The sequence below is a fragment of the Bradyrhizobium sp. STM 3561 genome, assembly GCF_045571455.1.
In the GTDB taxonomy this organism is placed as follows: Bacteria; Pseudomonadota; Alphaproteobacteria; order Rhizobiales; family Xanthobacteraceae; genus Bradyrhizobium; species Bradyrhizobium vignae.
In genome coordinates this window covers 5,840,402-5,853,687 of record NZ_CP120695.1, presented here as the reverse complement: position 1 = coordinate 5,853,687, position 13,286 = coordinate 5,840,402, and the positions used below count along the sequence as shown (strand labels likewise).

Genomic DNA, 13,286 nt, shown 5'->3' with positions numbered 1-13,286 from the left:
GGTCAGGCAAAGCCGGGATCAGGTGGGCTTGCCCCAATCACCCAGCACCGTCTGGACCAGCGCCAGGGCCGCCACAGCAGCCGTATCGGCCCGCATGATCCGCGGGCCGAGCGCCAGCCGCAGGGTCCTGGGCTGCCGCAGCAGCAGCGTACGCTCCTCCTCGGCGAAGCCGCCTTCGGGGCCGATCAGCACGTCGATACCTTGAGCGGCCTCGCCGCGGGCGTTTTGCAGGCTCCGAGCGGGGTCTTGGACCTCCGCCGCCTCGTCGCAGAAGATCAGCAACCGGCCCGCGACGCGCTGGCTCAAAAAGCGCTCCAGCGGCATCGGCTCGGCAACTGCGGCGATGCTGAGGATGCCGCATTGCTCGGCCGCCTCGACGACATTGGCGCGCATCCGCTCGGTGTTGACCCGCGAGGCCTGGGTGAACCGGGTCAGGACCGGCTGCAGGGCGGAGGCGCCCATTTCGATGGCCTTCTGCACCATGTAATCCAGCCGGGCATGCTTGAGCGGGGCGAACACGTAAGTGAGGTCGGGTAGTCGGTCCTGGGGCCGCGTCTGCTGGAGGATGACGAGGGCATCCGGCCGCTTGCGGCCTTCGATGGCGGCCTGCCACTCGCCATCGCGACCGTTGAAGGCCAGGACCTCGGCCCCGGCGGCCAGCCGCAGCACGTTACCCAGATAATTGCTCTGGTCGCGGTCGAGCGGCACCCTAGCGTCCTGGGCGAGGGGGGCGTCAACGAACAGGCGAGGGGCGCGAAAATCGTGAGAGGGCATCGTTCAAGGGTCCGATTTGCCGCCGTTCTTAACCGAAACCAGTACTTTTGGGGGTAAATATCGCCGAATTGGTGCGTCTCCGCGCCGCGCTCTTGCCCTATTCGATGGGTTGTTAAGGGCCGGCGGGAATCGTAAAAACGCGAACACGCTGGTTGCGCTTCGATTGGGAAGACGCCGAACCCCGTAAGCTCCTGCCGGAGAGACTGCCTTGATGATCCGTCATCTGATGGTTCCGATCACTGCCGCCATGGTCGCCATGGGTGCCGCGGGCGCCTATGCGCAAAGCGCCTTCCCGGCGCCGCTGCCGAACCAGGCCGCGAGCAGCTCGGCGTTTCCGCCCGTGAACGGCTCGGCGCCCGTCGCTTCCGTCGGCACGGCGCCGCAATCGTCCTTTCCCGTGAACGGCGCCGCGCCGATCGGCGGCGGTGGCGCTTTCAGCGCCGCTCCGCCGACGCAAGCCGGTCCCGGCGAGGACTGCATGAAGGCCTTCATTCCGCTGCGCGAAGAGGCCGAGAAGCGCGGCAAGCTGATCAAGGCGGCGAGCGACCGTCATGCACCGCCGGACGAAGCCTGTAAGCTGATCCGCAATTTCAGCCAGGCTGAGACCAAGATGATCAAGTACATCGAGACCCACGCCGCCAAATGCGGAATCCCGCCGCAGGTCGGCGCGCAAATGAAGGACGGCCACAAGAACACCGAGGCGATGGCGACGAAGGTCTGCAACGTTGCGCAGCAGATGCAGAACCAGCCGCGCGGTCCGGCAGGTCCCTCGCTGAGCGAGGTGCTGGGTTCGGGCTCGGCGCCTGAGGCCAATGCCGGCAAGAAGGGTGGCAGCACCTTCGATACGCTCAACGGCAACGTCCTGACCCGATGAGCGACTCATCCGCCCGCGTTGCCGATTCCACGGGCAACTGGGTCGATACGCTCGCGCCGCTCTGGGCGCGACCCTATTTGCGCCTGTCCCGCTTCGACCGTCCGATCGGCTCCTGGCTTCTCTTGATGCCATGTTGGTGGTCGGCGGCGCTCGCCGCCGGCATGGCGCACGATATCCGCGGTCTGCCGCTCACCATCGTCCTGTTTTTCATCGGCGCTTTCGTCATGCGCGGTGCGGGCTGCACCTGGAACGACATCACCGACCGCGATCTCGACGACAAGGTCGAGCGCACGCGCTCGCGGCCGCTGCCGTCGGGGCAGGTGACCACGAAGCAGGCGCTGGTCTTCATGGTTGCACAGGCGCTGATCGGTCTCGTGGTGCTCCTGCAATTCAACCGCTTCGCGATTGCGACCGGCATCGCCTCGCTCGTGATCGTCGCGATCTATCCCTTCATGAAGCGCATCACCTGGTGGCCGCAGACCGTGCTCGGGCTTGCCTTCTCCTGGGGCGCCTTGATGGGATTTGCCGTCACCTTCGGACGCATCGACGTCACCGCGCTCGTGCTCTATGCCGGCGCGATTACGTGGGTGATCGGCTATGACACGATCTACGCGCATCAGGACGCCGAGGACGACGCTCTGATCGGCATCAAGTCGACCGCGCGCCTGTTCGGCACGCATACGCGCCAGGCGCTGGTCCTTTTCTACGGGCTCGCGGTGATGCTGATCGGCATTGCACTGGCGTCCGGCGATGCGCGCTGGCCGGCCTGGCTCGGGCTGATCGCCTTCACCGCGCATCTGGCGTCACAGATCGTGCGCCTCAGGATTGACGATCCTGAACTCTGCCTGCGCCTGTTCAAGTCGAACCGCGATGCCGGCTTGCTGCTGTTTGCGGGATTGCTCGCGGACGCGGCGGTGAAGGCAGCGTAGTCGCCGCTTAGTTCCGCGCAATAATCTCGCGCTCGTCCCGATGAACGGGCAGCTCGCGCGCCATGCCGGTGCGGCGCCGCATCAAGAACTTCGGGCGGCGGGTGCGAATCGCGTTGGCGCGGCGGCGGCGCGGCGCGGGCTTGCGGGCACCCTCGTCGAGCTGCGGCAGCGCGAAGATCTCGCTCCAGATTGTCCAGGCTTGCGCGATCTCGTCGGCATCGGCGCCGACCAGCAGCGGAATGGATAGCGAGGGATCGCGATGCACGAGGACGAGCGTCTGCGCTTCGTCCTTGCCGCGCAACGCGACGCCGGTGAAGTCGGCAACGCGGACGTTGATCGCCATCTGCATGCCGCGGACGGCACGGCGCAGCACGACGCGCTCGCGATGAAGCTCGATCTGCCTGACATGTCCGTCGGCGCGCGGATCATGCGCATCGAAGCGGACCGGAAGGGAAAGAGGGTCGAGCCGCAAGGAGCGGCTCGACCCGGCGGGGTTGGCCCCGCATGTTGCTGTTTGACGCCTCACGGCTTCGTTCTCCCCGCCGGGATTATGTTCCCGGTCGATGCGAAGACCTTAGCGCGCGCCTGTCCGAAACCGCTTAAAAAGGCTGGTTAACCCACCGTCACTTGCTCCTCATGATTGACAAGACCTTGGCGCGCATGATTGACGAGACGTTGCGCGAGAGCTGCGAATTTGAGCTTTTGCGGGCTGAAAATGCTTGAAGTCCGCGCTATCAGGGCACATCTGTGGGTTCCGGTCCCGAACCCCGCCCCAATAGGATTTCGTTCGTGAACTCTTCACCAAGCTCGACGCTTTCGACTTCAGCCAATCGCGATTTGTTCGATCAGTCCGCGCTCTCCGATCTCGCGCAGCGGCTGGTCGAGGCGGCCAGGCGCGCCGGCGCGGATGCGGCCGACGCGGTCGCGGTGCGCGGCGTCTCGCAGGGTGTCGAGGTGCGCGACGGTCGTGTCGAGGAATCCGAGCGGTCCGAGGGCGACGATGTCGGCCTGCGCGTGCTGGTCGGCCAGCGCCAGGCGGTGGTTTCGACCAACGATGTCAGCGGCGATGCCGTCACCAAGCTCGCCGAACGCGCGGTGGCGATGGCGCGTGTCGCGCCCGACGACAAATATGTCGGCCTGGCCGATCCTGCGTTGCTCGCGCGCGACTTCCCCGATCTCGACCTGCTCGATCCCCATGTGCCCACGACGGCCGAGCTCGAGCGCCGCGCGCTCGCGGCCGAAGCTGCCGCGCTCGGCGTGAAGGGCGTGACCAAGTCCGGCGGCGCTTCGGCGTCTGCCGGCATCGGCGGCATGGTGCTCGTCACCTCGACCGGTTTCCACGGCTCCTACCTCCGTTCCAGCCAGGGCATCTCCGCGACCGCCATATCGGGCGAAGGCACCAGCATGGAGCGCGACTACGACTTCACCTCGGCGCCACATGGCGCCGATCTGTTGTCGCCGGAAACCGTCGGCCGTTCCGCCGGCGAGCGCACCGTGGCGCGCTACAATCCGCGCAAGGTCGAGACCTGCAAGGTGCCGGTGGTGTTCGATCCGCGCGTCGCCGGCTCCCTGGTCGGCCATCTCGTCGGCGCCATCAACGGCGCCTCGATCGCGCGCAAGACCAGCTTCCTCAAGGACAAGCTCGGCCAGCAGCTCTTCGCCAAGAACATCCGTATCGTCGACGATCCGCTGCGCAAGCGCGGCCTGCGCTCGCAGACGTTCGACGCCGAAGGCGTCGCGGTGCAAAGACTCGCGCTGGTCGACGAAGGCGTGCTGACGACCTGGCTGCTCGACTGCGCCACCGCACGCGAGCTCGGCCTCACCACGACCGGCCACGCCCATCGCGGCGTTTCCTCTTCGCCCTCGCCGGGGCCGTACAACCTGCATCTCGAGCCCGGCACGCCAACGCCCGCCGAGCTGATCGCCGACGTCAAGCAGGGCTTTTACGTCACCGATCTGATCGGCTCCGGTGTCAACGGCGTCACCGGTGATTACAGCCGGGGCGCCTCCGGCTTCTGGATCGAGAACGGCGAGATCACCTATCCCGTCAGTGAAGTGACGATCGCCGGGCATCTGTTCGAGATCTTCAAGTCGATGCAGCCCGCGAACAATCTCGAGTTCCGCTACGGCATCAATGCGCCGACGGTGCGCATCGAGGGTTTGACGCTTGGCGGACGCTGACCGAGCAGACGCTGCTTGGCTCACCTCTCCCATGGGGAGAGGTCGCGCCGAAGGCGCGGGTGAGGGGACCGCGCTCTCGCGGGACCTGCGCCCTCTCACGCGATTTGCTGCGCAAATCGACCTCTGCCCGATGGGGAGAGGTGGTCTTCGCATGCGGCTCGGTTGACCCGATGACGCCTGTTCTCGACAAGACCATCCTGACCCGCGATGCGGCGCTGCTGAAGGACACGGTGCGGGACGCGGGCGCGCTCGCGCAGTCGATGTTCCGCACCGAGCTGAGGAAGTGGATCAAGGGCGCGTCCTCGCCGGTGTCGGAAGCCGATATCGCGGTCAATGATCTGCTCGAAACGCGCCTGCGCGCTGCCACTCCCGACTATGGCTGGCTGTCCGAGGAGAGCGCTGACGACGCGGCGCGGCTGTCGCGGCGGCTGACTTGGATCGTCGATCCCATCGACGGCACCCGCAATTATCTCGGCGGGCACGACGAATGGTGCGTCAGCGTCGCGCTGGTGGAGGACGCCGCGCCGGTGCTGGCCGCGGTGTTCGCGCCGGCGACCGACGAGTTCTTCTTCGCGGTGCGCGGCCAGGGCACGACGCTGAACGACAAGCCGGTGCGGGCGACGGGCGGATCCGAGCTCGACTTCGCCCGCGTCGCCGGCCCGAAGCCCCTGGTCGAGCGGCTGAAGCCGTCACTCGGCGAGATCAAGCTGCACCGGCGAATCGGCTCGCTCGCGCTGCGGCTGTGCCGGGTCGCCCACGGCGCGCTGGATGCGGCTTTTGCGGGGGGCAACAGCCATGATTGGGATCTTGCCGCGGCCGATTTGATCGTGCAGGAAGCGGATGGTAGGATGAGCGACCTCTCCGGAGAACCCATCCTCTATAACCGCCGGGAAGTGGCGCACGGGGTGCTGGTGGCAGCGGGACGCGATCGTCATGCGGGCATTGTCGCGCATTTTCGCAACCGTCCCTTAGCCTAAAGCGCTTTCGTCGTGCTTCTCGAACACTGCTTTGCCGGGCAGCCCGTTAGGAACAGAACTCATGCCAGATAGTGCCCCGCAACAACTGCTTCACCTCGTCATCGGCGGCGAGCTCGTCGATCTCGACCACAACACCTTCAAGAATCTGGACGAGGTCGACATCGTCGGCCTCTATCCGAACTATGCCACCGCCCACGCTGCCTGGCGGGCCAAGGCGCAGAGCACGGTCGACAATGCGCAGATGCGCTATTTCATCGTGCACCTGCATCGGCTGCTCGATCCGAATCAAGAACCGGCACGTTGAAGAAACTGCTTCGCAATACGCTGCGAAGCAGCTTCGTTCAGCGTGCCGTCGGGGTCCTGGCGGCCGAATATCTGCGCTTTGTCTGGCGGACCAACAGGTTCACGTTCGATCCGCCGGATGTCTATGAACGCGTCGAACCGCAGATCCCGGCGATCTTCGCCTTCTGGCACGGCCAGCACTTCCTCACCCCGTTCATCAAGAACAAGGACCGGTACAAGGCCAGGGTCCTGATCTCCCGGCATCGCGACGGCGAGTTCAACGCCATCGCCGCCGAGCGGCTAGGCATCGGCACGATCAGGGGTTCCGGCGATCATGGCGGGGCTTTCCACCGCAAGGGCGGGGTCGGCGCTTTCAAGGAAATGGTGCGGACGCTCCAGGACGGTTGTAATGTCGCGCTGACCGCCGATGTCCCCAAGCGTTCGCGCGTGGCCGGGCTCGGCATCATCATGCTGGCACGGGAATCGGGACGGCCGATCATGCCTTTCGCGATGGCGACCAGCCGCTTCGTCCGGCTCAAGAACTGGGACCGCACCACCATCAATCTGCCATTCGGGCGGGGCGCATTGGTCGGCATCAAGGAAATCCACGTTCCCGCAGATGCCGACGCCGCCACGATGGAAGCGCTGCGGCAGGAGCTGGAAGACACGTTGAACGAGGCGACCCGCCGCGCCTATGCGCAGCTCGGCCGCCCGGGACCTGAAGATGCCTAGTTCGCTGCCGATGACGCTGCGGATGTATCGGCGCCTGGCTAGCGGCCTGGTGCCGCTCGCGCCTGCGCTGATCAAGCGGCGGCTGAAGCAGGGCAAGGAGGATCCCGCGCGGGTCGGCGAGCGGCGTGGCCTGTCCCGCGACGTGCGGCCGCATGGCCCGCTGGTCTGGATTCACGGCGCCAGCGTCGGCGAGGTGCTGGCCGCGGCGGCGCTGATCGAGCGCCTGCGCGATCTCAACCTGCGTATCCTGCTCACCTCGGGCACGGTCACCTCGGCGGCGGTGGTGGCAAAGCGCTTTCCGCCCGATGTCATCCATCAATACGTGCCGTATGACTCGCCGCGCTATGTCGCGCGCTTCCTCGATCACTGGAAGCCGTCGCTGGCGCTGTTCATCGAATCCGATCTGTGGCCGAACCTGATCCTCGCCGGCGCGGCGCGCCGGGTGCCGATGGTGCTGATCAACGGGCGGATGTCGCCGCGTTCTTTCCCGCGCTGGCGGCGCATGCACGGAACCATCTCGGCGCTGCTGTCGCGGTTCGACATTTGTCTTGCGCAGTCGAAGATCGATGCGGAGCGCTTCTCCGCGCTCGGCGGCCGCGACGTCGTCACCACGGGCAATCTCAAGCTCGACGTGCCGGCGCCGCCGGCCGATCAGGCCAAGCTCGAACGGCTGATGGCGATGACGCGCGGCAGGCCGATCATCGTCGCGGCCTCGACCCATCCGGGCGAGGACGAGATGCTGGTGGCGGCGCATCGCAGTCTCGTCGGTTTCTTCCCGCAGCTTCTCACCGTGATCGTGCCGCGGCATCCGGATCGCGGCTCCTCGATCGCAGGCCTGATCACGGCCTCGGGCCTGAAACCGGCATTGCGCTCGCGCGAGGAGCTGCCGACGGCGACGACCGACGTCTATGTCGCCGACACCATGGGCGAGCTCGGGCTGTTCTATCGGCTCTCGGGAATCGTGTTCATGGGCGGATCGCTGATCCACCATGGCGGCCAGAATCCGATCGAAGCGATCAAGCTTGGCGGCGCGATCGTCCATGGTCCGCACGTGTTCAACTTCGCCGATGTCTATGAGGCGCTCGATGCGAGCGGCGGGGCACGGCAGGCCGACACGCAGGAGGCGTTGGTCAAGCAGCTCGGACAGCTTCTGGCCGAGCCGACGGTGCGCGACAAGATGCAACGCGCAGCCTCGGGCGTGGTCGAGCAGCTTGGCGGTGCACTCGATCGCACCATGGCCGCGCTCGAGCCGTATCTGTTGCAGTTGCGGATCGAGATGGGAGCCGCCAATGCGTGAGCCGGCCTTCTGGTACCGGCCGCGTTCCCCGCTTTCGCATGTCCTTTCTCCCCTGGGTGTGCTCTACGGCGCCATCACCGCACGGCGCATGCAGCGCACGGGCGTGGATGCCGGCATCCCCGTGATCTGCGTCGGCAACTACCATGTCGGCGGCGCCGGCAAGACGCCGACCGTGCTGGCGTTGACCAAGCTCTTGCGCGAGCTCGGCGAGACGCCGGTCGTGATCAGCCGCGGCTATGGCGGACGCCTGAAGGGCCCGGTCACGGTCGACCGCGCACGTCACACCGCAACCGACGTCGGCGACGAGCCCCTGATGATGGCGAGCGACGTCCCGGTCGCAGTCGCGCGCGACCGTCTCGACGGCGTCGCGCTCGCGAAGTCGCAGGGCGCCACCGTGATCCTGATGGATGATGGTTTCCAGAATCCTGGTCTGTTCAAGGACGCCTCCCTGATCGTGATCGACAGCGAGCGCGGCCTCGGCAACGGCAGGGTGTTTCCCGCAGGCCCCCTGCGCGCGCCGCTGCAGGCGCAGCTCGCGCGCACCGACGCGCTGGTGCTGATCGGCGATGGCCGTGCTGCCAACGATGTCGCGGCCGAGCTTGCCAAGCGCGACAAGCCCGAGCTGCGCGCGCGGCTGAAGCCGGTTACGGCATCGCTCACGCAGCTGCTCGGAAAGCGGGTCTTCGCCTTCGCCGGCATCGGTGATCCCGACCGCTTCTTCCGCACTCTGCGTGCGAGCGGCATCGAGGTCGCGCACGCGCGCGCTTTCGCCGACCACCACGTGTTTTCGCAAGACGAGATCGCGGCGCTCGTAGCGGAAGCGCGGCGCGAGCAGCTCACGCTGGTGACGACGGAGAAGGACCTTGCACGCCTGCGCGGCCGCGAAGGCGTGCCTGATGGCATCGTGCCGTTTGCCGTTCAGCTCGAATTCGATGAACCGGCAAAGCTGCGGGAATTGATCAGCTATCATCTGTACAAGGCGCGCGAGCGGCGGTTCAGCGCGCGTTGAGGTCTGTGCCTTAGCCGAAATGCGAAACGTCGCGGCTGGCGAATCCTCTTCCGCACGCTCGGAAGTTGATGTAGCCTCGCATGAGAGCCGTCACCGGGACGTGCCGAACTCCCGGCAATCGTCGGCGGCGTTAAATGCCCACGGCGGGCAACGTATCTTTCATCACATCAGGTGCAGCGGCCGTAACGAACCCGTTCGGAACGGCATCGAGAGTCATTGCCAAAGTTCAGAGGAGAACATGCCAGAACGCGGCGAAGCTGCGTTCTTCGTATACCCCGCCGGGAGGCTGAGATCCGGATCCGAAGCGCAGCCGCCGCAGTCGGGCGACGTGGCGGCTGTGCTCATGTGAAAGTCAGAGCCACGTCTGCAGTGCGGCGAGGCGGCATGCTCACCACGCCCCGACTGCCATCATTCCGATAATGGTGAGGCACGAGACGCAGGCCACGATGACGGTATAGGACTCGGGTGTATTCATTATTGCTGCCTCCCAAACTGTTGCCAATCGCTTGGTCATTGCTGCGCGGGAGTGATCGCCGGTCTTGGGCCGCTTCAATTCGGCATGCTGTGACCAGCCTCGCGGTGTGCATCCGTTCTCTCATCGTCATCCCGCTTTGCAGGATGATGATCCGCTTCGAGAGTCTCAGAGCGTTCAGCTGCGATCAGAAGCTGATTGCGCATTTCAGCGAGACGGGCCCGGCAATATTCACGATAGAGCAGGTCGAAAATGGCGGGCATGATCACCCCCATCGATTGATTTTCGAATTACAGAAATTCCACCGCAAATTTTCGAGGTGATCGTAGCCCGTCGGATGGCTCTTCGTTATGAGCCCGTTCACAGACCGCGCCAATTCCAAAGCTCGATGGCTGTTTGGTTGACTTGATCGTCCGTGCGATAAAAAGAACAGGGCCAATTACCTAACGTGCATTGTAGCAGCCCTTTGTTTCACCAAGACTTCGTCAAACAACTTAAGGGCGCCGAACCGCAACAAAGAATCCAACCACAGCGCGAAATGACTCACCAAGGAGTGCACGCACTGCTCGATGCAACGCGGAGCGGCAAATCGCTGCGAGTTCAGCTCGGAAAGCACGCCTGAGCGGTCAGAGTCACCGGCGAGAGATTGAGGATCTGCGGAAACTCGAATGCGTAGCTCGCGCTGACCTGGTTGCCGCATGTCAGCGCGGAATAGGTGAATGTCCCCGCCGGAAGCGTGAGGCCGAACGCCTGCTGGGCCGCGTAGTTGGTGATCGCGCTGCCGCTCGGGCACAGCGTGCTGTTGACCGTTGCGCAGCGCGCCGCCATTTCGGCCCCGTGCTGAAGCCCGAGCTGAGTCCAGAACAACAATCCGAATTCGATGATCCCAAAGATGAACAGGAAGAACGCGGGAGCGGTCAGGGCAAATTCCAGCGCCGACGCGCCCCGATCGTCGTGCCATAGCGCTGTGAGTTTCACTGTAGCCTCGCGGTGGACTGGGCGCTAAAGGAGTATGTCGTCGCCACGATCTGATAGTTGATGAGCGTATAGTACGTCGCGCGCGCCGAGACTGTCGTATATGTTCCGGCCTGCGCGCCACCGGTGCAGACCGTCCCGCAACTGACGGCGCTAATTCCCGCACTCGTTGGACATCCGCAGAATTGGGTCGGCGCAGGTGAAGCGGTAATGGCTGTGGAATTGGTGGCGTTTGTCACGGCATCGGAGATGCCGCTCGCATCGTAGCCGCGCACGATCGCATACTGCGCCCCCGCCTGTGCGGCCTCTTCAACCTGCATCTTGCGATAGAGCGCGAGTCCAATGTCGGTCAGCGAAACGACCATCAACGACAGCAACGGGATCATGATGCCGAATTCGACGGCCGCGACGCCGCGCCTGTCGGCGGCGGCAGCGCGCAAGTGCCCCCTGAGAGCGTTGAGCAGGCGATCACGGCTCGCGGATACGGACCTCTGGATTTGCATCGGACCCAATCTCATTCGACGAGTTGCGCGGTTTGCGACCCTATCGTCGCGGTGCCGAGCGAGGAACAATTGACCTGAAGGTTCGACGTGCCGGTAAACGTCAGCGTATCGGCGATGATCTTGGTGCAGGACGTGCTCGTGCCGTTGCCGCCGCTGAAGCTGAGGTTGGCCTTTGGCAGGTAGATGGCGCCGCCGAAGTTCTGGGTGCCGCCGCCCGTCAGATTGAAGGAGGTCCCGGCCGGCATATTGCGGTCACCGTACATGACGATGCCTTTCGTCGCGCCGCTGGTTGGGGCCGTCAAATCGATGATCGCATTGCTGCCGATTGAAGCGGTCCCCCAATCGCTTCCCGAACCCGTAAAAACCAGGGTCACGCCGCTGCCCGTGATCGTGGCGTTTCCCGCGACGCTCAGGCTGGCCCCGTCGAGATAATAAATGCCCGGACTAAGATTCAGGGTTGCGCCGGCATTGACCGTAATGCTGCCTGTGTAACAGCCGGGAGCGAGGGAATTGGTTTTTCCGTTGGCGTTGACCGTGATCTTGGCGTTCGTGCAGCTCGGCTCTAGAGGGGGAGAAACATTCGCATAGGGGTCGGCGACCGGCATGATGTGCGTCTTGACGCCATTGGTCGCGGTGATGCTGCTGGCGCCGGAGACGTCGCCAACGACTCCGACCTGATTTGCGGAGACCGACGCACTGCCTGCAACATTGAGCGATGGGCTTGCGCCTGAGTTGCTGTAGAGGTTGCACTTGATCAGGTTGAGCTGGTTGCCGCCGCTCACGTTGACCGCGGGGCTGGCGCTCGAGTTGAGCGCAAGGACGCACCCTGTCCCCGAGTTGGGCAGGGCGACCGCGCGCGCGGTGATGAGGACAGGACCCGAGCCGAACAAGGACGAGAGCAGCCGTTGTTGCGGCTGACTCACGATGACTTCGATTGCCTGCAGATCTGACGTATGACTGCCTGTTTTCGGCGGCTGATTCAACGTAACCGTGACGTTGTTCGCCGCGTCTGCGTAACCGTAGTTTGCCGCAACTGCCTTCGCTTCGGACAAGGGGTCAGCGCCGGAAGCCGCCGCTGTTGCAGCGCTGACGGCGCCGGAATCGGCCGCGCTCTGCATGTTCTTATGTTTGTAGTACCACCATCCCACTTCAGTCCCGAGACCTGCGGTGCCGACCAGGACCGGCATAAGCAGCGCCGAAATGACGACATAGCTGCCCGACTGGTCGCGGACGAATTGTTGAACCAGGCTGGCCCTCTGTTCGTGCTCACGAACGGAGCCACATGACCGGCTCCATGGTGCATTAGCCGAGCGGCTGCAAAGTCTCCGGCGCGCCATCTGCTTCCCCGCACATTGCCACTTTTTCCCGAGAACTGTGAGGCCAACGGATTAAACGTAGCCCAATCGGACAGCGACAATTTTAGACATCGGTTGATTCTCGGGGGTTTGTGCGAAGGGCCGGTTTCGCGCGCGAGAGAGACCCACCTCGAAGTGGACGGTGGCACACCCTTCGCCGCGACATGCCTGACATTCAGGCCACATTCATCACGAGACTCCTATCCACTTCGGACGATCAGGAGAATTCGATGAAACTGCCGACCGCGGCCGCCGCCAGCCTTGTGTGTCTGATCATCGCGCCCGCGCTGGCACAAACGCCGTCCGCTGCTCCCACCACCGTGCCGGTTCCCGCGACCAAGCGCGTGACGTGTCTCGCCACGACGGCAAACCTGAAAGGACAGGACAAGCGCGACCAACTCCAGCTCTGCATGGCGCAGGCGCGGGTGGATTGCCTGAAGCAGGCGATTGATCAGAAGGTCGTCGGCGAGCCCAGGAAGGCCTTCATCAAGACCTGCGTCGGCACGGATGGCGCTGAACAACAATAGGCGCGCGGGCGCGGCCTCACGGCTGCGGCTTCAGTGCTCCGGGAAAGTGCCGCTGCAGCACCGCGGCGGGCGTGGCGTAGGCCTCCTGCAAATCCACGCTCCAGTACTTCAGCTCGTCGAGCGGGATTCGCGTGTCGGTGATCGCGCAGCGCACGAAGGTCCCCGGCGAGATCACGCGGAAATCGCCGTCGAGATACTGCACCTGCGCTTCGCCATGGCCCGAGGGGCCGAACTTGTTCAGCACGGTCGAAAGTCTCCACGGAACGCCTCTCCATGGAAGACCTTGGAGGGCACGATGTGTTGGATGAGATGTAGCATAGATGGGGTGGCTTGTCCGCCCGTTAAACCCACCGGTTTGTGATGTTTTGCCGCCGTTTCCGCGTGATAATGCTTGAACTG

Annotated in this window: 16 protein-coding genes; 9 read left to right on the top strand and 7 right to left on the bottom strand. The window is 64.6% G+C overall.

Going from position 1 to position 13,286, the window contains the following annotated elements:
- Window positions 1-18 precede the first annotated feature (18 nt).
- Complete coding sequence (locus tag P6U28_RS27780) at window positions 19-774, bottom strand: 16S rRNA (uracil(1498)-N(3))-methyltransferase (protein WP_122400944.1); 756 nt, start codon at window positions 772-774, stop codon at window positions 19-21.
- 211 nt (window positions 775-985) lie between these two features.
- Between P6U28_RS27780 and P6U28_RS27775 the strand changes: the two genes are divergently transcribed.
- Together P6U28_RS27775 and ubiA are read left to right on the top strand one after the other, a co-directional pair.
- On the top strand, window positions 986-1,648 hold the full coding sequence (locus P6U28_RS27775) for a hypothetical protein (protein WP_129142599.1): 663 nt from the start codon (window positions 986-988) through the stop codon (window positions 1,646-1,648).
- Window positions 1,645-2,577: a 4-hydroxybenzoate octaprenyltransferase gene (gene ubiA, locus P6U28_RS27770; RefSeq protein ID WP_129142598.1), complete on the top strand. Its 933-nt coding sequence runs from the start codon at window positions 1,645-1,647 to the stop codon at window positions 2,575-2,577. Before P6U28_RS27775 ends, ubiA begins: the two co-directional genes overlap by 4 nt.
- Window positions 2,578-2,584: 7 nt before the next feature.
- Here the strand turns inward: ubiA and P6U28_RS27765 are convergent, their stop codons facing one another.
- Window positions 2,585-3,103, bottom strand: coding sequence for a DUF6101 family protein (locus tag P6U28_RS27765; protein WP_129142597.1), 519 nt, complete (start codon window positions 3,101-3,103; stop codon window positions 2,585-2,587).
- Window positions 3,104-3,366: 263 nt separating this feature from the next.
- On the opposite strand from P6U28_RS27765, the gene P6U28_RS27760 reads away from it, so the two are divergent.
- The 6 genes from P6U28_RS27760 to lpxK all read left to right on the top strand — a co-directional run bounded on the left by P6U28_RS27760 (window position 3,367) and on the right by lpxK (window position 9,055).
- On the top strand, window positions 3,367-4,758 hold the full coding sequence (locus P6U28_RS27760) for a TldD/PmbA family protein (protein WP_407120274.1): 1,392 nt from the start codon (window positions 3,367-3,369) through the stop codon (window positions 4,756-4,758).
- A gap of 170 nt (window positions 4,759-4,928) precedes the next feature.
- On the top strand, window positions 4,929-5,735 hold the full coding sequence (locus P6U28_RS27755; RefSeq protein WP_209294677.1) for a 3'(2'),5'-bisphosphate nucleotidase CysQ: 807 nt from the start codon (window positions 4,929-4,931) through the stop codon (window positions 5,733-5,735).
- Window positions 5,736-5,796: 61 nt separating this feature from the next.
- On the top strand, window positions 5,797-6,039 hold the full coding sequence (locus P6U28_RS27750) for a DUF4170 domain-containing protein (RefSeq protein WP_122400949.1): 243 nt from the start codon (window positions 5,797-5,799) through the stop codon (window positions 6,037-6,039).
- A complete protein-coding gene (locus P6U28_RS27745) occupies window positions 6,036-6,749 on the top strand; it encodes a lysophospholipid acyltransferase family protein (protein WP_122400950.1) in 714 nt (237 codons plus the stop codon). The genes P6U28_RS27750 and P6U28_RS27745 overlap by 4 nt, the downstream gene beginning before the upstream one ends.
- A complete protein-coding gene (locus tag P6U28_RS27740) occupies window positions 6,712-8,046 on the top strand; it encodes a 3-deoxy-D-manno-octulosonic acid transferase (protein ID WP_122400951.1) in 1,335 nt (444 codons plus the stop codon). Before P6U28_RS27745 ends, P6U28_RS27740 begins: the two co-directional genes overlap by 38 nt.
- Window positions 8,039-9,055 (top strand): tetraacyldisaccharide 4'-kinase, encoded by a 1,017-nt coding sequence (gene lpxK / locus P6U28_RS27735; RefSeq protein ID WP_209294672.1) that lies wholly within the window; start codon window positions 8,039-8,041, stop codon window positions 9,053-9,055. Before P6U28_RS27740 ends, lpxK begins: the two co-directional genes overlap by 8 nt.
- A gap of 549 nt (window positions 9,056-9,604) precedes the next feature.
- On the opposite strand, the gene P6U28_RS27730 is transcribed toward lpxK, so the two are convergent.
- From P6U28_RS27730 to P6U28_RS27715, 4 genes are all read right to left on the bottom strand, one after another.
- Complete coding sequence (locus P6U28_RS27730; RefSeq protein WP_244607859.1) at window positions 9,605-9,790, bottom strand: hypothetical protein; 186 nt, start codon at window positions 9,788-9,790, stop codon at window positions 9,605-9,607.
- 337 nt (window positions 9,791-10,127) lie between these two features.
- Complete coding sequence (locus tag P6U28_RS27725) at window positions 10,128-10,505, bottom strand: TadE/TadG family type IV pilus assembly protein (RefSeq protein WP_244607860.1); 378 nt, start codon at window positions 10,503-10,505, stop codon at window positions 10,128-10,130.
- A complete protein-coding gene (locus P6U28_RS27720) occupies window positions 10,502-10,942 on the bottom strand; it encodes a TadE/TadG family type IV pilus assembly protein (RefSeq protein WP_407120273.1) in 441 nt (146 codons plus the stop codon). The genes P6U28_RS27725 and P6U28_RS27720 overlap by 4 nt, the downstream gene beginning before the upstream one ends.
- Before the next feature lie 74 nt (window positions 10,943-11,016).
- Window positions 11,017-12,342, bottom strand: a complete 1,326-nt coding sequence (locus tag P6U28_RS27715) for a pilus assembly protein TadG-related protein (RefSeq protein ID WP_283811026.1) — start codon at window positions 12,340-12,342, stop codon at window positions 11,017-11,019.
- Window positions 12,343-12,590: 248 nt separating this feature from the next.
- On the opposite strand from P6U28_RS27715, the gene P6U28_RS27710 reads away from it, so the two are divergent.
- On the top strand, window positions 12,591-12,887 hold the full coding sequence (locus tag P6U28_RS27710; protein WP_122400955.1) for a hypothetical protein: 297 nt from the start codon (window positions 12,591-12,593) through the stop codon (window positions 12,885-12,887).
- 16 nt (window positions 12,888-12,903) lie between these two features.
- Here P6U28_RS27710 and P6U28_RS27705 read toward each other — a convergent pair whose 3' ends face one another.
- Window positions 12,904-13,131 (bottom strand): DUF2093 domain-containing protein, encoded by a 228-nt coding sequence (locus P6U28_RS27705; RefSeq protein WP_014491939.1) that lies wholly within the window; start codon window positions 13,129-13,131, stop codon window positions 12,904-12,906.
- Window positions 13,132-13,286 lie beyond the last annotated feature (155 nt).

What these genes read in the sequence shown, in the direction of transcription:
- P6U28_RS27740 (WP_122400951.1), top strand. Translation starts at nt 6,712, where the DNA reads ATGCGCAGCTCGGCCGCCCGGGACCTGAAGATGCCTAGTTCGCTGCCG.
- P6U28_RS27755 (WP_209294677.1), top strand. Translation starts at nt 4,929, where the DNA reads ATGACGCCTGTTCTCGACAAGACCATCCTGACCCGCGATGCGGCGCTG.
- P6U28_RS27750 (WP_122400949.1), top strand. Translation starts at nt 5,797, where the DNA reads ATGCCAGATAGTGCCCCGCAACAACTGCTTCACCTCGTCATCGGCGGC.
- P6U28_RS27715 (WP_283811026.1), bottom strand. Translation starts at nt 12,342, where the DNA reads ATGGCGCGCCGGAGACTTTGCAGCCGCTCGGCTAATGCACCATGGAGC.
- P6U28_RS27710 (WP_122400955.1), top strand. Translation starts at nt 12,591, where the DNA reads ATGAAACTGCCGACCGCGGCCGCCGCCAGCCTTGTGTGTCTGATCATC.
- P6U28_RS27775 (WP_129142599.1), top strand. Translation starts at nt 986, where the DNA reads ATGATCCGTCATCTGATGGTTCCGATCACTGCCGCCATGGTCGCCATG.
- lpxK (WP_209294672.1), top strand. Translation starts at nt 8,039, where the DNA reads ATGCGTGAGCCGGCCTTCTGGTACCGGCCGCGTTCCCCGCTTTCGCAT.
- P6U28_RS27730 (WP_244607859.1), bottom strand. Translation starts at nt 9,790, where the DNA reads ATGCCCGCCATTTTCGACCTGCTCTATCGTGAATATTGCCGGGCCCGT.
- ubiA (WP_129142598.1), top strand. Translation starts at nt 1,645, where the DNA reads ATGAGCGACTCATCCGCCCGCGTTGCCGATTCCACGGGCAACTGGGTC.
- P6U28_RS27780 (WP_122400944.1), bottom strand. Translation starts at nt 774, where the DNA reads ATGCCCTCTCACGATTTTCGCGCCCCTCGCCTGTTCGTTGACGCCCCC.